The organism is Shewanella sp. ZOR0012 (genome assembly GCF_000798835.1).
Classification (GTDB): Bacteria; Pseudomonadota; Gammaproteobacteria; order Enterobacterales; family Shewanellaceae; genus Shewanella; species Shewanella xiamenensis.
Map to the genome: position 1 here is coordinate 1,518,768 of NZ_JTLE01000094.1, position 20,330 is coordinate 1,539,097.

The window sequence follows — 20,330 nt, forward strand, 5'->3', positions numbered from 1 at the left end:
AGCGAGTTTGCCAAGGCGAATAGCCAAATCGTAACCGCCCTCAATCAAATCCAAGGTTCTGTTAGTCAAGTCAACATTACATTCCACGCTCGGGTATTGCACCATAAAGTCATTGAGTAACGGCATGATAAATTTTTCACCGTAGGCTACGGGCGCGGTGAGTTTTATTAGTCCTTGGGGTGAGTCTTTAAGATCGGTAATTGCTCGCTCGGCCTCCTCGAGGCCTGTTTGCAATTGGCGGCAATGGCGATAATAAATCGTGCCTTCTTCGGTAAGCGATACCTTGCGCGTCGTACGGTAAAACAGCTTAGTGCCGAGGCGATTTTCCAGCGCGCCGATTTGCCGACTCACGTGGGCGGTGGACACATTGAGGCGCTGTGCGGCCAAGGTAAAGCTCTCGGCCTCGGCCACTGCTACAAATTCTGATATGCCATCCCAAAGGTACATTATTGCTTCTCAGTAAAAATGAATTGCCAAAATGCTAGATTATCAATCCTCAGGAAATAAATACAATCGAATGACTGCATTACCGCACACTATTTTTAAGCTTATCCGTCCGCCTCAATCTATGCTTACAAGCGAGTAGGGCTAGGATAAGCTGTAAATTGATAAGCCCATTGATTAAAAGAAGGAAAGACAAGCATGTCGAACGAAAAACCACAGTTTATCAAGTCAAAGGCCGCCGTGGCCTGGGGGCCGGGACAGCCACTCAAGATTGAAGAAGTCGATGTGATGTTACCTAAAGCCGGCGAAGTATTAGTGCGCATCGTGGCGACTGGGGTGTGCCATACCGATGCGTTTACCTTAAGTGGTGACGATCCTGAAGGCGTGTTCCCAGCGATCCTCGGCCATGAGGGCGGTGGTATTGTTGAGCAAGTGGGCGAAGGCGTGACCAGCGTGCAGGTGGGCGACCATGTGATCCCTCTCTACACGCCTGAGTGTGGCGAATGTAAATTCTGTTTATCGGGTAAAACAAACCTGTGCCAGAAGATCCGCGCGACCCAAGGCAAAGGTTTAATGCCAGATGGCACCACGCGATTCTATAAAGATGGCCAGCCAATTTTCCATTACATGGGCTGTTCTACCTTCTCTGAATATACGGTATTACCTGAAATTTCATTGGCTAAGGTTAATAAAACTGCGCCATTAGAAGAGATCTGTCTGCTCGGCTGTGGTGTGACGACAGGTATGGGCGCCGTAATGAACACCGCTAAGGTGGAAGAAGGCGCGACCGTAGCGATTTTCGGCCTAGGTGGTATCGGTCTTTCGGCCATTATTGGTGCGACCATGGCTAAAGCCAGCCGGATTATTGCCATCGATATTAACGAATCTAAATTCGAACTTGCCCGTAAATTAGGTGCAACCGATTGTATTAATCCGAAACATTTCGATAAACCCATTCAAGAGGTGATTGTCGAGATGACCGATGGCGGCGTGGATTACTCCTTCGAATGTATCGGTAATGTCAATGTGATGCGCTGCGCGCTCGAGTGTTGTCACAAGGGCTGGGGCGAATCAGTGATCATTGGTGTTGCAGGCGCAGGGCAGGAGATCTCCACCCGTCCATTCCAACTGGTGACGGGCCGTGTATGGCGCGGTTCTGCCTTCGGTGGCGTGAAAGGACGCTCGCAATTACCTAAAATCGTTGAACAATACCTAGCAGGTGAGTTTAAGCTCGATGACTTTATCACCCACACTATGGGACTTGAGCAAGTTAACGAAGCCTTCGACTTGATGCATGAAGGCAAGAGCATTCGCAGCGTGATCCATTACGATAAATAAACGCTCGGTCTGCCATCACAGCAGCAGATAACCGCTAACGGCTTATCTGCTGCTTATGCGTTTTAAGCTTGTGATAGGCTCTTGAACGGCAAGCTAAACGCTGAAAGTGAACAGGAAAGGGATTGAAATGACCATAGAAAATATCAGCTGTAACAAGAGTTTTGGTGGTTGGCACAAACAGTATCGCCATCAATCTCAGGCGCTGAATTGCGAGATGCGCTTTGCGATTTACCTGCCACCCGAGGCGGCCAACAAACCTGTGCCTGTGTTGTATTGGCTATCGGGTCTCACCTGTACCGACGAAAACTTTATGCAGAAGGCTGGCGCGCAGCGTATTGCGGCGCAGTTGGGAATGGCTATCGTCGCTCCCGATACCAGTCCTCGTGGTGATGATGTTGCCGATGCACCGGATAAAGCCTATGACTTGGGCCTCGGCGCAGGGTTTTATGTGAATGCGACCAGAGCACCTTGGAATCGCCACTATAAAATGTACGACTATATCGTGCATGAGCTGCCAGCGCTGATTGAAGCGAATTTCCCCGTGACAGGGCAGCGTGCCATATCTGGCCACTCCATGGGTGGGCACGGCGCGTTAGTGATAGGGTTAACCCATCCCCACAGATATAGCTCAATCTCGGCTTTTAGTCCTATCAGTAATCCAAGCAATGCGCCTTGGGGGATTAAAGCTTTTACCGAGTATTTAGGGGAAAATCGCGAGCACTGGCGCCAATACGATGCCTGTGAGTTACTCAAATTGGCGATCAGCGAAGTGCCTATTTTAGTCGACCAAGGCGATGCCGACAGCTTTTTAGAAACACAGTTAATGCCACAAACATTGAGTGATATCGCCAAAGTCAAAGGTTATCCCTTAGATTTGCGTATGCAGGCGGGGTACGATCATAGCTATTATTTTATTGCGAGCTTTATTGAAGAGCACCTTAAATTCCATAGCTTGTATTTTAAATAGCCCTGCCAATTGTTAACCCTTTTCAGTATTAAACTTCTTAGTTAATGCCTAGGGTTAAATATTAAAAATCGCGGTGAACTTAAGTTTATCGCGATTTTATTTTCTATAGATAAATCGCGATGTCATTCAGCATGTCTTGTTGACCCATCGCGGCTGAATGATTTGAACACCGCAGCTATATCTCAAATGAGAAAAAGCTGTTAAGTTCTCGAAATTAAAGATGATTCATTCTCTATATTTTCAATACAATATTGACGAATAAAGATACATAAGGATAGGAGTTCAATATGAAATGGATGTTCGTGCTGTTACTGGCGATAACGAGTACCGCCAATGCCATGATTATCAGGCATGATGTGGATGACGCGAAATATCAAGTAGCGGCTCAAAGCGATAATTCGACGGTCACCTTTTTAGGGCGCTATAAAGGTGAAGACATTGTGCTTGGCACTGGCAGCCTTATTGATAAGCAATGGATTGTGACTGCGGCGCATGTGGCTAATGAGCTAACGACTGGCAATAAAGTGCAATTTAAAAAGGATTTTTACTCGATTAAAAACGTGATAAAACATCCACTTTGGAAAGAACGACACTTTCCCTATGATATTGCATTGGTTCAATTGGCGTCTTCAATTGAAGACGCCACACTCGCTAAATTGAATCCTGCCTCAACCGAAACGGGTAAAATCGCTACCTTCGTCGGACGTGGCGATTTTGGTAATGGGCTAGTGGGCGTTGTGGCGGCCGACAAACAATTGCGCGCGGCACACAATGCCGTAGTTGGGGTGCAGGAGCAATGGCTGAAATTTATCTTTGACCGCGACGCGAATGCCTTACCATTGGAGGGGATTAGTGGCCCAGGAGATTCGGGCGGCCCCGCGTATCTCGTCTCGATCAATTCAGTCTGCCTTATCGGTGTCAGCTCATGGCAAAATGCTGAGTCAACCAATTGGGAAGAAGGCAAGTATGGTGTGATTGAACATTACTCACGTATTGCCTATTTCAGGGATTGGATCGAGAAAACGCTTTGGCAGATATCTGGGATATCGCCAGAAACCTGTCCTGCTAGTTAAGGCATTAGATTGTACAAGATAAACAAATGCCGCGCTTAATCGTTTAGGTTTGAACGGTTAAGCGCGGCATTACAGTGCTAAAAACTTAAGTTAATTAACAGCTTGAGTGGATTAACATTCGACAATGTTCACCGCAAGGCCGCCTTTGGCGGTTTCTTTGTATTTGCTGCGCATATCTTTACCTGTATCCATCATGGTTTTAATCACTTTATCCAGTGATACCTTGTGGTTACCGTCGCCGCGCAGCGCCATACGTGAGGCGTTAATGGCCTTGATTGCGCCCATTGCATTACGTTCAATACAAGGCACTTGTACTAGGCCACCTACGGGGTCGCAGGTTAGGCCTAGGTTATGTTCCATACCAATTTCAGCTGCGTTCTCAACATGTTCGACTGTGCCGCCCATAATCTCGGTTAAGGCGCCTGCCGCCATTGAGCAGGCTACGCCGACTTCACCTTGACAGCCAACTTCAGCGCCTGAGATCGAGGCATTTTTCTTATACAAGATACCAATTGCAGCGGCGGTTAACAGGTAACGGGCGCAAACGTCGATATCGACTTCTTGCACGAAGGTATCGTAGTAACAAAGCACGGCAGGAATAATACCTGCGGCACCGTTTGTTGGTGCAGTCACAACGCGATCGCCTGCTGCGTTTTGCTCGTTTACCGAGAGGGCGAATAAATCGACCCAATCCATTGCGGTTAATGGATCGACGTTGTTACGGCCTTCGGCTTTGAGGCGACGATAGAGTGCTGGCGCGCGGCGACGCAGCTTTAAGCCGCCAGGCAGAATACCTTCCTTCTGATAACCTCTTTCGATACAGGTTTTCATGGTTTGCCAGATATTCCACAGCTTGGCTTTGACCTCTTCTTCACTGGCAAGGCTAAGTTCGTTGGCCATCATTAAGGATGAAATGCTTAAGCCATGTTCAGTACAAAGTTCGAGTAATTGGGCGCTGCTGTTAAAATCATAAGGTGCTGATTCAATTTGCGATGCTGGTGAGGCATTACGTTGGTTGATTTCATCTTCATCTAAGATAAATCCGCCACCGACAGAGTAGTAAGTGCGCTCAAAAATACATTCGCCTTTGCTGTAGGCATAAAGTGTCATGGCGTTCGCATGGGCGGGAAGGGTTTTACGTCTGTGGTAGGTAATGCCGTCTTCACGGGTAAACTTGACTACTTTGCCGCAGCTGAGGCTGAGGGTTTCATTTTTAGACACTTGCTCAAGAATGCCATCGATGCTGTCGGTATCGACGGTTTCAGGATCTTCACCCATCAAGCCTAAAATGACCGCCTTACCTGTGCCGTGGCCCTTGCCTGTTTGGCCGAGGGAACCAAAGAGTTCGGCTCTTAATTCATCCACTTGGGCAATCTGGCCCGAATCAGCAAGGTGCTGCATAAAAATTTTGCCCGCTTTCATGGGGCCAACAGTGTGTGAACTCGAAGGGCCAATGCCGATCTTGAACATATCGAATACGCTAATCATGATTGAAGTCCTGTTGTGTCTCGATTTTTATTTTAGTGTGTGCGGATGAACTTTGCAGTTATGGTGTTAATACGCTGGTTTTTAGGGCATCAACTCTGGCAAACTGCAGGCACTATCCACGTAAAAATAGGCTTGTGTGATACGCTTATGTTCAGTATCCCATAAATCAGTATCAAGATTCACATTAGTTTTTTTTATTAGAAAGTCTTCGGATAAGCTGAGCTTAATTAGCGGATCATTAATGTCGATTTAATGGCCTACATTATCGGTTTTGGGTAAAATTTGACGGTAAATGGCTCGCTTTTTGGGGATTTTTGTGAACCCCGTAGCCAGTATCGCTATGGTTATTTTTTGAGTATGAATAAGAAATTTTAGGGAGAATTATGAGTTATCTAATGCTGGATCTGCTGTCTTTAGAGGTCAGTGAGGCTGAAGCTGAGATGCTGCGCCATCCGCAAGTGGGCGGTTTGATCCTGTTTTCCCGCAACTTTACTAGCCGTGGGCAATTAATTGCCTTGGTGCAGCAGATTCGCCAAATTCGTCCCGAGATTTTGATTGCCGTCGACCATGAGGGCGGACGAGTACAACGTTTTCGCGAAGGTTTTACGCTTATTCCGGCCATGGGGGATATTTTGCCAGCGGCTAAGGGCGAGATGGCATTGGCGAAACGTTGGGCCTGTGAGCTGGGTTTTTTAATGGCCATCGAGTTACTCGCCTGTGACATCGACTTAAGCTTTGCGCCTGTGCTCGATCTTAACGGCATCAGCCAAGTCATTGGCAAACGTAGTTTTAGTGCAAAGCCCGATGAAGTGATTGCGTTAGCGCAGAGTTTTATTGAGGGTATGGCCGAGGCGGGCATGGGGGCTGTGGGTAAGCATTTCCCTGGTCATGGCAGTGTGGCGGCAGATTCCCATATTGCGCAACCTATCGATGAACGTGAGGCTGAGGCGATTTTTAATCAAGATATTCTGCCGTTTAAGGAGTTGATCGCTCAAGGTAAATTATCAGGCATTATGCCTGCCCATGTGATCTACCCTAAAGTTGACCCCAATCCTGCGGGCTTTTCAACCTATTGGTTAAAGCAGATCCTTCGCAAAGATCTGGGTTTTAATGGAGTGATTTTCTCCGACGATCTGGGGATGAAGGGCGCATCTTTTGCGGGAGATTATTTAGGCCGCGCCCAAGCTGCGTTGGATGCGGGTTGCGATATGATTTTGGTTTGTAATGATAATCCAGGTGTTATGTCACTCTTAAACGGTTTTGTATGGCCTTCTGCTGCACCAAAACATCCGGCGAGTTTACTTAAACCTAATGCGGCGCAGACTGCTATCGCATTAGAAAATAGTGCTCGTTGGGAAAATGCCAAGCAGCTGGCCGAGCAAATCCAACTCGCACAACAGGCAAAAGTTTGATGTAGCGCAAGGTTCTGCAATGAATATTTGCTAGGGTTAGTGGCATACGCCGTGTTTGGCAGATTGTTAAAAGGTCTCAATATGATTTTTTATCTTCATGGATTCGATGCGACTAGCCCTGGTAATCACGAAAAAATGCGTCAGTTGCAGTTTATTGACCCAGATGTAAGGCTTATCAGCTATAGCACTTTGCACCCCAAGCATGATATGCAGCATTTATTGAAAGAGGTCGCCCAGCAAATGCAGTATAGCGACGATCCCACGCCGTTAATGGTGGGCGTCGGTTTGGGGGCGTATTGGGCTGAGCGAATTGGCTTTTTAAATGGGTTAAAGTCGGTGTTGATCAATCCCAATCTTCATCCAGAAGAGACAATGCAAGGGAAAATTGATCGCCCGGAAGAGTATGCCGACATCGCCAATAAGTGTGTTTCAGAGTTTAGGTTGAAGAATACCCACAAAGCGATGTGCATTCTGTCTCGTTTTGATGAAGTGCTCGACAGTCAAGCAACGTCCAGTGAACTCAGTTGTTTTTACCCTATCGAATGGGATGAAACTCAACCCCATAAATTCCCCCAATTAGCGGCCCATTTGCCTAAAATCAAAGCTTTTAAGCTAAGTTAACGGTTAATACTCGTTTGCAGGCTCATCATTAGACCGCGCATCGCGACTCATTTGTAGGGGAATAGGTTTGGTTTTCGTGTGATTGCCAGCCTTAGCCTTCGCTCATTTCCATATTTCAGTTCGTTATATGTACGGGGTTGCTGCTTATGCTACCGAGCGTCATGTATTGGTATATCGATATATTTCATATTTGGAATGGTTGACGGTATATATTATTGGTTTGGTTGGCTATTTCAGTAAAAAGCATTAAATAAGTACTGTAAGAGTGGATTTATCTATCATTTTGTTGAAATTTGTAATTAATTGTGTAAAGTAGCGCGTCTTAATAGTTTGTTACAAAATGCTACAAACTTTTATGCCATTAGTCCATTTATGGACAACCTTTTGCGTATGTCGCCCGACACAGCTAACAGCGGTCTTGTTAGCTGTTTTTTTATGCGTTTCATTTCATTTGTTTCACTCAGTAAATCCATCACTTAACACATTTATAACGTAACTAAGCTCAAATCTCGGCTATGCTTAAACTCGCATGAGAATAACAAGCTAACCTTGTTCAGGAGTCTTAAATGAAACGGGTGCTAATCAAATTAACGGGAACCGTACAGGGTGTGGGCTGTCGGCATGCGACACTGACAAAGGCTCGAGCCTTGGGCGTGACAGGTTATGTGACTAATTGCGTCGATGGAAGTGTCGAAGTGCTCGCACAGGGCAGTAATCCTGCTGTAGATAATCTTATTGCCTGGTGTGAGTTAGGCGTGCCTTGCACCGATGGATTAATGGTGCGGGTGGAAGAAGACCAAGGCGATGATATTTATCTGGATTTTTCAATAGTGCGCTGATTTGCTGCTAAATTCAGTCTCGATGAGTCTTGAATGGTCATGGAGCTATTGGTGATAAAAAAAGCGGTAATTACACTCGTATTACCGCTTTTTATTTAGCATTGATCGGCTGGCGTTTTATGCGCTAGGTTGCGCCATTTTACGGATCTGGATCACCATGCCCATTTCGGGATGATCGAGATAATGAATCTCATCACTTTTCACTCGGCGATTCTGTTCCAGCGGAATAGACATCAGGTAAGGCGTCATCACTTTAACAGGCGTCGCATTAGTATTTGTGCTGGTTTCATCGGTCGGCACAGGCATTAACTTACGTCCTTCTTTGCGAAGATTTAAGGCCGTTTCGATATAGAGGTAGTGGCTGAGATAAATATTTAACGTGCCATCAAGTTGCCAAACAGGAGAGGGCAGCAATGGTGCCGAACTTTCTAAAGCCATTCCTTGGGAGCTTTGAGTATTTTGCATCGAACTGTTTAACGCTTGTTGCACAATTTGGCGGCCATCGAAGTGGTAGTTGGCGGAGAAATCCTTACCAGCAAATAGGCGAACAGGCACTGAGCCGCTTTTACCCGTCATAGGTTGCTGCCATGTCATATGCAGTAGACTGCGATTACCACGTTCTCTGGATAAGCTATTAACGATACTTGAAAACTGACCTTGGTTGCTTGCGAGTAATACCGGGCCACTGCCAAGTTTGGCGTAGGTTTGGCTGCTACTGCCGATTTCCGATGGGATCATGCTTGGGTAACGGTACTGGGTGGTCGTTGTGCTTGGGCCTGTGATCCTTAAGCCGCTTGTAGTGCTATTATCGGTGTTACTAGTGGCATTCGTATTTGTGTTTTCTGCGCAATGGCTATTGGCATCGGCATCATAAACAAGTGTGCAAGGCGCAGACTCATTACTCATGGATACCACAGCCTGACCTACAACCGGTGAGATCAGGTCGATTGCACTATTGGTTTTCGTCTCAATTGGGGCCATAGGCCATTGTTCAGTTGACTGGCTTTGGCGTTCGAAAATATAGACTTCAACCTCGAACCACGCCTCAGCACGGGCAAGTGAACTGTGTGAAAGTGCAATAAGTGTAGCGATAGAGACCGCGAGTTGACGTAACACTATTTATCTCCAAGACGATGTTGCGATTGATGTTGAGATAGTTGTTCGAGCAAGAGCTTGACTAACGCGAGCCTCTCTTTTGCCGTTTCGGCGCTGAGCATGAACTTTAACTTATTCGGCCCGTCCATTCGATAGATTTGTGGCTGACTTTGCAGTAATCCAATGATAAAGCCTGGGTCGATATTATGATCTTGGCTAAATTCGATACTGCCACCCTTGGCGTGTACCTCAATTTTAGTCGCCCCTAGCCGAGTTGCCTGATGTTTATACAGAGTCATTTCCATCAAGTTTTTAGTGGCCTCGGGCAGCAAACCAAAGCGGTCGATAAGCTCAACTTTAAGTTCGTCTAAGGCTTCTTCGCTGTCACAACTGGCGATACGCTTGTAGAGCGACAGACGAATATTCACATCACCGACATAGTCTTCAGGTAATAGGGCCGGAATTCTGAGCTCCATTTCACATTGCTGAGTGAGCATTTGCGCCAGCGATGGCTCTTTACCCTGTTTGAGCGCCTTGACCGCCGATTCAAGCATTTCCATATAGAGGCTAAAGCCAATTTTTGAGATATGGCCGCTTTGCTCATCACCTAAGAGTTCGCCTGCGCCGCGGATCTCTAAATCTTGGGTGGCGAGCATAAAACCGGCACCTAAATCCTCAAGGGCATCGATGGCTTCGAGACGTTTGCGAGCATCGCTAGTCATACGTTTAGGATGTGGCGTCATCAAATACGCATAGGCTTGATGGTGAGAGCGACCCACACGGCCACGTAGCTGATGCAACTGGGCTAAACCAAAGGTGTCGGCGCGTTCGATAATAATGGTGTTTGCACTAGGGACGTCGATACCGGTTTCGATAATAGTGGTACAGACTAACACGTTGAATCTTTGGTGATAAAAGTCCGACATCACCCGCTCAAGATCCCGCTCACGCATTTGGCCATGGGCGACCACCACCCGCGCTTCGGGTAACAAGGTACTAATGTCTTGGGCACATTTTTCAATGGTTTCGACATTATTGTGCAGGTAATAGACTTGGCCACCACGGAGGATTTCACGCAATATAGCCTCGCGCACCGTCGCGGGATCGGATTCGCGTACAAAGGTTTTCACCGCCAAACGCTTAGCGGGAGGTGTGGCAATAATCGATAAGTCGCGCATTCCCGACATCGCCATATTTAAGGTGCGGGGGATAGGCGTAGCTGTGAGGGTCAAAATATCCACATTGGCCCGCAGTGCTTTGATTTTCTCTTTTTGTCTGACACCGAATCGGTGTTCTTCGTCGATGATAAGTAGGCCTAAATTCTCAAATTTAGCCTCGGATTGCAGCAATTTATGGGTGCCAATCACGATATCGACCTTGCCTTCTTCGAGCTGTTTTAGCACTTGGGTCTGCTCTTTGGCGGTTCTAAAGCGTGACATCACTTCAATCACCACCGGCCAGTCGGCAAATCTGTCCTTAAAGTTTTCGTAGTGCTGCTGGGCGAGTAACGTGGTGGGTACCAGCACAACCACTTGTTTACCCGCATTCACCGCCACAAAGGCGGCGCGCATCGCGACTTCGGTTTTCCCAAAGCCCACATCACCACAAACTAATCTGTCCATTGCGGTTGGCGATTGCATATCGGCGAGCACGGCATGTATTGCACTTTCTTGATCGACGGTTTCTTCAAAGGGGAAACCTTGAGCGAATTGGGCGTATTCTTCGTCATTGATTTCGCAGCTCTCACCCGGACGAGCTTGGCGACGTGCATAGACATCGAGAAGTTCTGCGGCCACATCGCGGATTTTTTCAATGGCTTTATTTTTTGCCTTAGCCCAAGTGTCGTTACCGAGTTTATTAAGATGCGTTTCCCCATCGGCGCCAACACTATAACGGCTAATTAAATGTAAATTGGAAACGGGGACATAGAGCTTATCGCCGCCTGAGTACTCAAGTTGCAAATATTCAGCAACAATGCCGCCAGTATCGAGGGTGACTAAACCTTGGTAAAGGGCAACACCGTGCTCTAAGTGTACGATCGGCTGGCCAACTTTCAGCTCGGCTAAGTTTTTGATTAGGGTATCGTTACTGATCTGACGCTGTTTTTCGCGGCGACGCTGCTGTGAAATCCGCTGGCCGAAGAGCTCAGTTTCACAGATGATGCTGACGGCAGTTTGTGCGCCGAGTCCCAGTACACAACCACGGGATAAGGGCGAAACGATCAAGCCAAGTTTGGTATCAGTTTTAATAAACTCATCAAAATGACTAAATACCGTAGGCTTTAACTGGATTTTACCCAAGAGTTCGAGCAGCGCTTCACGGCGGCCTTCAGATTCTGCGCTAAACAGCATCCTCGGCGCCTGCTCAGCATAATCCTGCAGTGCGATTAACGGCTGCTTTAATTTGTGATTGGCGCTTACCTCAGGCAAGGCTCTTGCATCAATTTGCGCCGCAGCACCATTGGTGTCAGGATTTGGGGCCACAAATTGATAGCGAGGTAGCGGCTTAAAGGCGGCAAATAATTCTTCTATCAGTAAATACAGTTCTTTAGGGGCAAGCAATGGCCGTAGCGGATCGACCCGTCGGTCTTCATATCGTGTTTCCACTTCATGCAAATGGGCGCGAGCGGATTTTTCGATATCGCCCAAGGTGACTAACTGAGTGTCTTTTGGCAGGTAATCGAACAGAGTCGCAACCTCATCAAAAAACAGTGGCAGATAGTTTTCAATCCCAGCGGGCATCAGATTGCGGCTTACCAACTGATAAACCGATTCTGGTTCTTTAACGATCACCTCAAAACGACGGCGATAGCGCTGTCTAAAGCCTTCGATGGCGCTGCTATCGGTTGGAAATTCTTTCGCCGGTAATAACCGCACCGCATCGACGGGTGTAGAGGATCGCTGGGTCTCTGGGTCGAAATGGCGAATGGTTTCAACTTCATCATCGAAAAGCTCGATACGCAGCGGCATATTTACGCCGGTAGGGAAGATATCGAGAATTGAGCCCCGAATGGCAAACTCGCCATGTTCGTAAACTTGCTCAACTAAATGATAGCCCGTATCGGTTAATTGCTGGCGCACATCATGGAGCTGATATTTATCGTCCTTTTTAAGCACAAATACATTGGAGCTTAAATAGGATTTCGGCGGCAAGCGCATCATCAGTGTTGTCACCGGCACAATAACCACGCTGTGCTCGGCATGGCTGATTTGTGACAGGGTTTCTAAACGCTGGGAGATCAAATCCTGATGGGGTGAAAAACTGTCGTAGGGCAGGGTTTCACGGTCAGGAAACAGCCGCACCTTAATGGTGGTGTTCGCTAATAAATAATTAAGCTCTAACTCGAGACTCAATGCCGTTGGTGTGTCACTGGTGACAATGAGCGTGGTGCCTGGGTGTTGGCGTATCAAGCTGGCGAGGGTGACCGCTTGACCCACTCCGGCGATACACGACAGAGTTTGCATTTGAGTGCCATTTTTTACAACGGGCGGTGTTAGGGCTGAAATATGTGTCATTGGCGTGGGATAAACGGATTCATTCACAAAAAGTTGCATTTATTGTAGTGACTTGGGCGCGAGGGTGCTAGTGAAAACTCTCGTCTTTATTGGCGTTCGTCCCTAGCTTGTTTACGCAGTTTAAGTTGTTTTTGTTGAACATTGAGACTCGCTTTGACCAGTTGCTCCACATCCGAATCCAGTATTTGGCTAAATTCGAGGTCGATTAGATAGGGCGACGATGCGTTGTGCTGTTGTGCTTGCTGCGCAGTTGATTGGGCTTCCTGTGAGAGCATACAAGCGGTGACCTTGGCAAAACATAAAATAGCGACCAGTTCGTCATGGATAAATAAGGTCACTTTAAAATGGCGCCCTAGAGGTAATTCGGTCGTGCTGATTATGCGAATACCACTGCCACCAAACTGACAACCATCATATTTATCACCCTCTTGGACTTCTTTTTCGAGCACGTGTTGCAGGACTAAATCCACCTTGCGCGATTGTAGCTTGAGAAAATCCACCACCACCTTGGCTTCATTATCTAAATGCCGCAATTGTAACAAACAGCTCGCTTCGAGGGCTTTTACTTCACTCAATAGCTGGATCCCTAAGGATTGCATTGATCTTAAAGCCATTTCATTGGGTAGAGGTCGATTTTCGTCCCAGAGGCTTAAGTAAGCGGTAAAGGGATGAGGCACACTAAAATACGGATTGGTGTCAGTGAACAAGGCTTGCCTCTTTATTTATAGAACCTAAACCCCTATTATCGTGCCCATCTTTATGATTTAGCAAGTTCAGCACACAGGACGCAGCCCTCTTTCAATGGATCTTCGATTCCCTCTCTACGTTGGTTACCGTTATTGGCGGGCCAGAAAAGCAAACGCATTTGCTTCTTTTATTACCTTATTTGCCGTTTCGGGCATTTTTTTAGGGGTTGCTGCCTTGATCGTGGTCAGTTCGGTGATGAATGGCCTTGAAGGTCAATTAAAGCAGCGCATTCTAGGCGCTGTGCCGCAATTGACGGTTTACACGAAAGCTCCCTTAAGCGATTGGACAAGTGCGGCAGAAAAGCTAACCATGCTGCCCGGCGTGCAAGGGGTGACACCTAGTGTGTCGACGCAAGCCATGGTGCAGTCGGCGGCGAATATCCGCGCCGTGCAAGTGTTTGGGGTGTTTCCTGAGCTTGCCGAAAAACTCTCCGCGGTGGCGCAACATACCTATTCAGGCGCGTTTAACGAGTTAACCAGTGGCCAGTATAAGGTCATATTGGGCAGCGAGCTTGCCCGTCAATTAAAAGTCAGCCCTGGGGATACGGTACGCTTATTAAGTGGCGATGGCGTAGTGTACTCGCCGCTTGGCCCTGTGCCCAGCCAACGTAAGTTTTTAGTGTCAGCGGTGTTTGAGATGGGCTCACAAGTGGATGCGGGCGTGGCTTACGTTCATTATCAAGATGCAAAGCGGTTAATGCGTCAGCCCAGTGATGAAATCAACCAGCTAAGGCTGTATTTAAACGATCCTTTTAACGCGCCTGCGCTTGCCAAGGATGTGCAGCAAATCTTAACAGAGCAGGGCATCGAGGCGACAACGAGCGATTGGCGTGACACCTATGGACATCTATTTAGCGCAGTGAAGATGGAAAAAAACATGATGTCGCTGATGCTCAGCCTGATTGTGGCGGTGGCGGCATTCAATATTGTATCGGCGCTGGTAATGATGGTTGTCGATAAAACCACCGATGTCGCAGTGCTTAAAACCCAAGGTTTAAGAACCTCTGCTGTGATGGGCATTTTTGTGGTGCAAGGTTTATTGAATGCGGTGTTAGGTTTAGCACTGGGCTTAGTGGTGGGTATTCTAATTACCCTTAACTTGAATGGCATTATGGCAACCCTGGGTATTTCGATTTTAGGGACTGGACAAATGTTGCCGGTAAAACTGGCGCTTGGGCAATTGTCGCTGATTATTGTCGGTACCTTAGTGGTGACCCTAGTGGCAACTCTTTACCCTGCGCTACGGGCTGCAAGGGTGCAGCCAGCGACAGCGCTGCGTTATGAATAACGGTGTTTTCAACGACTAAAATAATTGCTCCATCGTAAAAGTGGAGTGTAGACGTGGCACTTTGCCATGTCATATAGAATCAATAGCGAGAATCTCAATGCAAGATGTGTTACTGCAAGTGCAGGCGGTGAGTAAGAGTTATCACGACGGCGATGTAACCACGCAGGTGTTGTCTGATGTGGATTTACAGGTATTTAAGGGTGAACAGCTGGCGATTGTGGGCACTTCAGGCTCGGGCAAGAGTACGTTACTGCATATTATGGGGACGCTTGATAAACCGTCATCGGGAAAAGTATTGTTGGCAGGTGAGGATTTATATCAAGTGAGCAGTGCGCGTCAGGCGCAGATCCGTAATCAGGATTTAGGCTTTATTTATCAATTTCATCATTTGTTGCCTGAATTTACCGCCCTTGAAAATGTGGCAATGCCGGCATTTATCCAAGGTCGTGATCGCAGCCAAGCGCAAGCCGATGCCAAGGTTTTGCTCGAGAGAGTGGGTCTTGGGCACAGAATGAGCCATATTCCTGCTGAGCTTTCGGGCGGTGAACGGCAACGGGTGGCAATCGCCCGGGCGCTTATCAACAAACCCAAACTCGTACTGGCCGATGAACCTACGGGAAATCTCGATGCGAAGAGCGGCGAGGCCGTGTATGAACTTATTCGCGAATTGGCCAATCAACTCGGTACCGCGTTTGTGGTGGTCACCCACGATCCTAAATTGGCGGCGCGGATGGACAGACAACTCACCATGAAAAATGGTTATCTGCAAGTACCGGAAAGCGCCCAATGAAAGGACCATTAGCCCTCTCGATTGGTTGGCGCTTTTACCGTGCGCGCCAATCCAATAGTTTTATTAGCTTTATTTCCTTTGCATCGACAGCGGGTATCGCCTTAGGCGTCGCCGTATTGATTATCGTGCTCTCGGCGATGAATGGATTTGAGCGCGAGCTGGAGCAACGTTTACTCGGGGTGATCTCCCAAGCCGATGTGGTAGGCGTGAATGAGCCGATTGCTGACTGGCGCGCTGTTGAGCAAACCGCGTTGCAGATTGAAGGCGTTACGGCGGCGGCACCTTTTATTCGTATGCAGGGTTTAGTGCAAAAGCCCGGTGGTTTTCAGGGGCTTGCTGTTGTCGGTATTGATCCTGAACAAGAGGCAAAAGTCTCTACATTGTCGCAATTTATGACTCCCGAGACTTGGCAGAGCTTGAGTGAAGATGATAATCACATCGTCCTTGGTGAAAGTTTGCTGAAAAAATTAGGCCTCGAAGTCGGCGATACGCTGGCGCTGTATGTACAAGATCTTGACCCTGAACATGCGGGAAGTTTACGGGCGGCAAAAAGCCATCGCTTTGTGGTGTCAGGTGTGTATCGCTTAGGTGGAGAGCTTGAATTAACCACCGCGTATATTCCCATGCGTTATGCGGCAAATATCCTGAATTTACATCAAGGCGTGACGGGGGTTCGCATTAGTGTGGCACAGGTATTCGATGCGCCAGCGAAAATTCGCGAGTTAGGTTATGCGTTGAATCAGTCAGTGTATATTAGTGATTGGACTCGAACACAAGGTCATTTATATCAAGATATTCAATTGGTTCGCACCATAATGTACCTCGTATTAGTACTGGTGATTGGTGTGGCCTGTTTCAATATTGTCTCGACCTTGGTGATGGCGGTGCGCGATAAGGCCAGTGAAATTGCGATCCTGATGACCATGGGACTGAGCCGTTTATCGGTAATGGGCATTTTTATGGTGCAGGGGGCATTAAACGGTTTAGTGGGGTGTGCGCTCGGTGGGGTGATTGGTATTGCGACAGCCATTAATCTCAGTGCTATTGCTCGTGGCATTGAGCAATTACTTGGGATCCAATTGTTATCTGCGGATGTGTATTTTGTGGATTTTCTTCCCTCCGAACTGCATATGGCGGATGCCGGTTTAGTGATTGCCACCGCGTTTATAATGAGCCTGATTGCAACCCTGTATCCTGCATGGAAAGCAAGTCAAATTGGTCCTGCACAGGCATTGGCGGGCAGATAACTGGCGCTACCGTTCTGCACTTAAAAGCTCAAAAACAAAAGGCCAGTGATAATATCACTGGCCTTTTTGGTCTTGTTTTGCGCTAAACGTGATTAACGCTTTAAGCCTTCGTTTAGTAAAGGACGCATGGTTTTTACTAATTCGGTCGTCACTTTCGGAGAACCCGCAACGATATTGCCAGAGATCAGATAGTTATGACCGCCAGTAAAGTCAGTGACTGTGCCACCTGCTTCACGACATAACAGATCGCCAGCAGCGATATCCCATGGCTTTAAGCCAATTTCAAAGAAACCGTCTAAACGGCCTGCGGCCACATAGGCTAAATCTAATGCTGCAGAACCTGTGCGACGTAAGTCTGAACAATGACCGAACACTTCGCCGAAAATGGCCATATAGGTTTCGGTATGTTGACGGGCTTTAAATGGAAAACCTGTACCGATAATGGTTGGTGCTAGTTCGTTAACATTGGTCACGCGAATACGGAAATCGTTTAATTTGGCGCCTTTACCACGGATAGCGGTAAATAATTCTTCACGAACTGGATCATATACAACGGCAACTTCAGTTTTGCCTTTGTATTGGAGTGCGATAGAAACCGCAAAATGGGGAATGCCTCTAACGAAGTTGTTAGTGCCATCCAGAGGATCGACTATCCAAATATAGTCTTTGTTTTCACCGCGGTTTTCGCCTTTTTCTTCACCCACGATAGTGTGATCTGGGTAAGATTTACGAATTTGATAGGTAATAGCGGCTTCTGCTTCCTTGTCTACACTGGTAACAAAATCGTTGATACCTTTAGCACTGACTTCAACTCGGTCAAGTTCAGTGTAGGCACGCATAATAGTTTGGCCGGCCGCGCGAGCAGCGCGAACAGCAATCGTCAGCATCGGATGCATTGCAATCCCCTGGATGTTAAAGAACGTTAAAAATAGCGGGCGGCATTATACTCGATTTGATTGTTATATCAAATACCGATTTTCATATAAGCATTCGCGCACGCCTGTGATAGTATTCGCTCCCTGTGTTTTGTGAATTAAATTAAGTCGTTTCATGCTAAGTAATATTCGGGTGATTTTAGTGGGGACATCGCACCCCGGCAATATTGGCTCAACCGCCAGAGCGATGAAGACGATGGGGTTATCGACCCTGTATCTTGCTGAACCAAGATGTGAAGTGGACGGTCAATCCATTGCCTTGGCCGCAGGCGCTTCGGACATTTTAAAACATCTGGTTAAAGTGGATTCCTTAGAAGAAGCCATCGCCGATTGCAGTTTGGTGATTGCCACCAGTGCCCGTAGCCGTACCTTAGATTGGCCTATGCTCGATCCGCGAGAAGCAGGACAAAAGCTGGTGACAGAAGGTTTAGCAGGGCCTGTCGCCATCGTCTTTGGTCGTGAAAATCATGGGTTAACTAATGAAGAATTACAGCAATGTACTTACCATGTGGCGATTCCTGCTAACCCTGAATACAGCTCATTGAACCTCGCGCAGGCTGTGCAGCTCATTTGTTATGAGACGCGTGTGGCACATTTAGCCCAAACGGAGGTGTCACAAGAGGTTGAAGAATATCCACTCTCTGCCGATCTTGAGCGTTTCTTTGTACATCTTGAAAGTACCTTATCATCGACAGGCTTTATTATTAAAAACCATCCCGGCCAAGTGATGACAAAGTTACGCCGTCTATTCAGCCGTGCACGTATCGAAAGTCAAGAAATGAATATTCTTCGGGGAATTTTGACTTCGATTGATAAAGTGGTGGGTAATAAACAAAAATAGCCAAAGCAAATTTGGTACATAACGGTAATCGCGAAGGATTGAGTAATGGGTGTGATAGCTAGGCTAAAAGAAGACATTGAATCTATATATCACCGTGATCCCGCGGCGCGTAGCGCCTTTGAGATCTTGGTTAATTATCCTGGCATGCACGCCATTTGGCTGCACCGGATAAGCCATAAGTTATGGAAGCGTGATTGGCGCTTAATGGCTCGTTGTTTATCGACTTTTTCGCGCTGGTTGACGGGAGTGGAGATCCATCCTGGTGCTACTATTGGCGATCGTTTCTTTATCGACCATGGTATGGGCGTGGTGATCGGTGAAACCGCTGAAATTGGCGATGATTGCACCTTGTATCACGGCGTGACATTGGGCGGCACCACTTGGCAAGCAGGTAAGCGTCACCCAACACTGGGTAATAACGTCGTTGTTGGTGCTGGCGCCAAAATCTTAGGTCCTATCACTATGCATGATGGGGCGCGTGTCGGCTCAAATTCTGTTGTAGTAAAAGATGTGCCTAAGGATACGACAGTGGTTGGTATTCCTGGGCGTGTGGTAGCAACACCCTCACCACAATCAAAAGAAAAATCCGAACGCCGTAGTGCTATGGCTAAGAAGTATGGTTTCGATGCTTACGCGGTCTCACCTGATAATCCCGATCCCGTTGCTAACGCGATTGGTCAAATGCTGGACCATATGCATTTAATGGACTCAAAGGTGCAGGAATTGTGTCAAGCTATCCAGCGTTTAGGTGGCGATGTATGCACCGAAAGATTGCCAGAGCTGAATGTTGGCGATTTTAACGATGTCGAAAAGGCGGCTGCTGATAAGCGCCAAAGTGCGCTTGATGAGTTTGATCCAAGTATATAGTCCTGAAAATAGCAGAGTAGATGCAATTTCTTTTAGAGTGTCACCACTCTGCTAACGCTTTTATTTCGATAGTGCAAATCCCATTGTATAGCTTTTGAACACTTTGGGCATGTGTGCTCTGCTTTCATTTCAAGATAGTGCGTTAGATCCCGATATCAGGCCAATTTGGGTGATTAATTGCCCCTTTGGCATTGAATCTTAGGGCAGAAAAAGGTTAAATACCCCACCAAGATGAAAGGGTATTGGTTAACGGCACGCTTAAATACTTGAGTGTTTTACTCGGTTTTATACTTGACTGATTTACTCGGGTATGTTGAAATAGCTCCATACCTGTTCGGGAGCTATGGTAGTTATGAAACTTACATCTAAAGGTCGTTATGCAGTAACCGCAATGCTTGATGTGGCTATCCACTCAGCTTCAGGACCAGTTCCCTTGGCGGATATCTCTGAAAGACAAGGGATTTCGCTTTCCTATCTGGAACAACTCTTCGCAAAGTTACGCAAACATGGCCTAGTGGCAAGTGTCCGAGGTCCCGGTGGTGGTTACCGTTTGGGCCTAGAGGCAAATGATATTTCTGTTGGCATGGTGGTTCATGCCGTTGACGAGTCTGTCGATGCGACTCGTTGTCAAGGATTAGGCAATTGCCAGAGTGGAACTCGCTGCTTAACGCACTCGCTTTGGGGTGATTTAAGCAAACAAATTTCAGATTTTTTAGATGGTATCAGTCTTGCGGGCTTAATGCAGAAACGAGATGTGCAATTTATTTCGCTTAAGCAAGACACTATGCAAAAGGAGCAAAGAGTCAGCTTATAGGCTTTTTGTT

At 47.2% G+C, this 20,330-nt stretch carries 18 protein-coding genes; 12 read left to right on the forward strand and 6 right to left on the reverse strand.

The window, feature by feature from the left end:
• Positions 1-447, reverse strand: a 447-nt coding sequence (locus L976_RS08345; RefSeq protein WP_156143245.1) for a LysR family transcriptional regulator, incomplete at its 3' end; no start/stop codon positions are given.
• Positions 448-642: 195 nt separating this feature from the next.
• Between L976_RS08345 and L976_RS08350 the strand changes: the two genes are divergently transcribed.
• The 3 genes from L976_RS08350 (at position 643) to L976_RS08360 (ending at position 3,822) form a co-directional block, all read left to right on the forward strand.
• Positions 643-1,782: an S-(hydroxymethyl)glutathione dehydrogenase/class III alcohol dehydrogenase gene (locus tag L976_RS08350; RefSeq protein ID WP_047535953.1), complete on the forward strand. Its 1,140-nt coding sequence runs from the start codon at positions 643-645 to the stop codon at positions 1,780-1,782.
• Positions 1,783-1,909: 127 nt separating this feature from the next.
• Positions 1,910-2,749 (forward strand): S-formylglutathione hydrolase, encoded by an 840-nt coding sequence (gene fghA / locus L976_RS08355; protein WP_047535956.1) that lies wholly within the window; start codon positions 1,910-1,912, stop codon positions 2,747-2,749.
• 287 nt (positions 2,750-3,036) lie between these two features.
• A complete protein-coding gene (locus tag L976_RS08360) occupies positions 3,037-3,822 on the forward strand; it encodes a S1 family peptidase (protein WP_047535958.1) in 786 nt (261 codons plus the stop codon).
• A 111-nt stretch (positions 3,823-3,933) separates the two neighbouring features.
• Here L976_RS08360 and L976_RS08365 read toward each other — a convergent pair whose 3' ends face one another.
• Entirely contained in the window at positions 3,934-5,310 is a 1,377-nt protein-coding gene (locus L976_RS08365) for an L-serine ammonia-lyase (protein WP_037418317.1), read from the reverse strand.
• Positions 5,311-5,693: 383 nt separating this feature from the next.
• Here L976_RS08365 and nagZ point away from each other — a divergent pair, with 383 nt between their 5' ends.
• The 3 genes from nagZ (at position 5,694) to L976_RS08380 (ending at position 8,182) form a co-directional block, all read left to right on the forward strand.
• Positions 5,694-6,722, forward strand: coding sequence for a beta-N-acetylhexosaminidase (gene nagZ, locus L976_RS08370; protein ID WP_047535960.1), 1,029 nt, complete (start codon positions 5,694-5,696; stop codon positions 6,720-6,722).
• Positions 6,723-6,803: 81 nt separating this feature from the next.
• Positions 6,804-7,343: an alpha/beta hydrolase YcfP gene (gene ycfP / locus L976_RS08375; protein ID WP_047540304.1), complete on the forward strand. Its 540-nt coding sequence runs from the start codon at positions 6,804-6,806 to the stop codon at positions 7,341-7,343.
• Between the two features lie 566 nt (positions 7,344-7,909).
• Complete coding sequence (locus L976_RS08380) at positions 7,910-8,182, forward strand: acylphosphatase (protein ID WP_047535962.1); 273 nt, start codon at positions 7,910-7,912, stop codon at positions 8,180-8,182.
• Positions 8,183-8,299: 117 nt separating this feature from the next.
• On the opposite strand, the gene L976_RS08385 is transcribed toward L976_RS08380, so the two are convergent.
• The 3 genes from L976_RS08385 to L976_RS08395 form a co-directional block, all read right to left on the reverse strand.
• Positions 8,300-9,298, reverse strand: a complete 999-nt coding sequence (locus L976_RS08385; RefSeq protein ID WP_047535965.1) for a peptidoglycan binding protein CsiV — start codon at positions 9,296-9,298, stop codon at positions 8,300-8,302.
• Entirely contained in the window at positions 9,298-12,792 is a 3,495-nt protein-coding gene (gene mfd, locus L976_RS08390) for a transcription-repair coupling factor (RefSeq protein ID WP_047535968.1), read from the reverse strand. Before mfd ends, L976_RS08385 begins: the two co-directional genes overlap by 1 nt.
• An 86-nt stretch (positions 12,793-12,878) precedes the next feature.
• Positions 12,879-13,499 carry a hypothetical protein gene (locus L976_RS08395; protein WP_037429792.1) on the reverse strand — a complete coding sequence of 207 codons (621 nt, stop codon included), beginning with the start codon at positions 13,497-13,499 and terminating at the stop codon, positions 12,879-12,881.
• Positions 13,500-13,593: 94 nt separating this feature from the next.
• Here L976_RS08395 and L976_RS08400 point away from each other — a divergent pair, with 94 nt between their 5' ends.
• From L976_RS08400 to lolE, 3 genes are all read left to right on the forward strand, one after another.
• Complete coding sequence (locus L976_RS08400) at positions 13,594-14,826, forward strand: lipoprotein-releasing ABC transporter permease subunit (RefSeq protein ID WP_047535971.1); 1,233 nt, start codon at positions 13,594-13,596, stop codon at positions 14,824-14,826.
• Positions 14,827-14,923: 97 nt separating this feature from the next.
• Positions 14,924-15,616: a lipoprotein-releasing ABC transporter ATP-binding protein LolD gene (gene lolD / locus L976_RS08405; protein WP_047535973.1), complete on the forward strand. Its 693-nt coding sequence runs from the start codon at positions 14,924-14,926 to the stop codon at positions 15,614-15,616.
• Positions 15,613-16,863, forward strand: a complete 1,251-nt coding sequence (gene lolE / locus L976_RS08410; RefSeq protein WP_047535977.1) for a lipoprotein-releasing ABC transporter permease subunit LolE — start codon at positions 15,613-15,615, stop codon at positions 16,861-16,863. The genes lolD and lolE overlap by 4 nt, the downstream gene beginning before the upstream one ends.
• A gap of 92 nt (positions 16,864-16,955) precedes the next feature.
• On the opposite strand, the gene suhB is transcribed toward lolE, so the two are convergent.
• Positions 16,956-17,759 (reverse strand): inositol-1-monophosphatase, encoded by an 804-nt coding sequence (suhB, locus tag L976_RS08415; RefSeq protein WP_011072272.1) that lies wholly within the window; start codon positions 17,757-17,759, stop codon positions 16,956-16,958.
• A gap of 154 nt (positions 17,760-17,913) precedes the next feature.
• On the opposite strand from suhB, the gene trmJ reads away from it, so the two are divergent.
• From trmJ to iscR, 3 genes are all read left to right on the forward strand, one after another.
• Positions 17,914-18,639 (forward strand): tRNA (cytosine(32)/uridine(32)-2'-O)-methyltransferase TrmJ, encoded by a 726-nt coding sequence (trmJ, locus tag L976_RS08420; RefSeq protein WP_047535981.1) that lies wholly within the window; start codon positions 17,914-17,916, stop codon positions 18,637-18,639.
• Positions 18,640-18,684: 45 nt separating this feature from the next.
• On the forward strand, positions 18,685-19,506 hold the full coding sequence (gene cysE, locus L976_RS08425) for a serine O-acetyltransferase (RefSeq protein ID WP_037418369.1): 822 nt from the start codon (positions 18,685-18,687) through the stop codon (positions 19,504-19,506).
• 352 nt (positions 19,507-19,858) lie between these two features.
• A complete protein-coding gene (gene iscR / locus L976_RS08430) occupies positions 19,859-20,320 on the forward strand; it encodes a Fe-S cluster assembly transcriptional regulator IscR (protein ID WP_006081858.1) in 462 nt (153 codons plus the stop codon).
• Positions 20,321-20,330 lie beyond the last annotated feature (10 nt).

Excerpts from the sequence above, each read along its gene's own strand:
- L976_RS08400 (WP_047535971.1), top strand. The coding sequence starts at position 13,594 with ATGGATCTTCGATTCCCTCTCTACGTTGGTTACCGTTATTGGCGGGCC.
- iscR (WP_006081858.1), top strand. The coding sequence starts at position 19,859 with ATGAAACTTACATCTAAAGGTCGTTATGCAGTAACCGCAATGCTTGAT.
- suhB (WP_011072272.1), bottom strand. The coding sequence starts at position 17,759 with ATGCATCCGATGCTGACGATTGCTGTTCGCGCTGCTCGCGCGGCCGGC.
- L976_RS08380 (WP_047535962.1), top strand. The coding sequence starts at position 7,910 with ATGAAACGGGTGCTAATCAAATTAACGGGAACCGTACAGGGTGTGGGC.
- L976_RS08360 (WP_047535958.1), top strand. The coding sequence starts at position 3,037 with ATGAAATGGATGTTCGTGCTGTTACTGGCGATAACGAGTACCGCCAAT.
- nagZ (WP_047535960.1), top strand. The coding sequence starts at position 5,694 with ATGAGTTATCTAATGCTGGATCTGCTGTCTTTAGAGGTCAGTGAGGCT.
- trmJ (WP_047535981.1), top strand. The coding sequence starts at position 17,914 with ATGCTAAGTAATATTCGGGTGATTTTAGTGGGGACATCGCACCCCGGC.
- cysE (WP_037418369.1), top strand. The coding sequence starts at position 18,685 with ATGGGTGTGATAGCTAGGCTAAAAGAAGACATTGAATCTATATATCAC.
- L976_RS08350 (WP_047535953.1), top strand. The coding sequence starts at position 643 with ATGTCGAACGAAAAACCACAGTTTATCAAGTCAAAGGCCGCCGTGGCC.
- L976_RS08365 (WP_037418317.1), bottom strand. The coding sequence starts at position 5,310 with ATGATTAGCGTATTCGATATGTTCAAGATCGGCATTGGCCCTTCGAGT.
- mfd (WP_047535968.1), bottom strand. The coding sequence starts at position 12,792 with ATGACACATATTTCAGCCCTAACACCGCCCGTTGTAAAAAATGGCACT.
- fghA (WP_047535956.1), top strand. The coding sequence starts at position 1,910 with ATGACCATAGAAAATATCAGCTGTAACAAGAGTTTTGGTGGTTGGCAC.
- lolE (WP_047535977.1), top strand. The coding sequence starts at position 15,613 with ATGAAAGGACCATTAGCCCTCTCGATTGGTTGGCGCTTTTACCGTGCG.
- ycfP (WP_047540304.1), top strand. The coding sequence starts at position 6,804 with ATGATTTTTTATCTTCATGGATTCGATGCGACTAGCCCTGGTAATCAC.
- lolD (WP_047535973.1), top strand. The coding sequence starts at position 14,924 with ATGCAAGATGTGTTACTGCAAGTGCAGGCGGTGAGTAAGAGTTATCAC.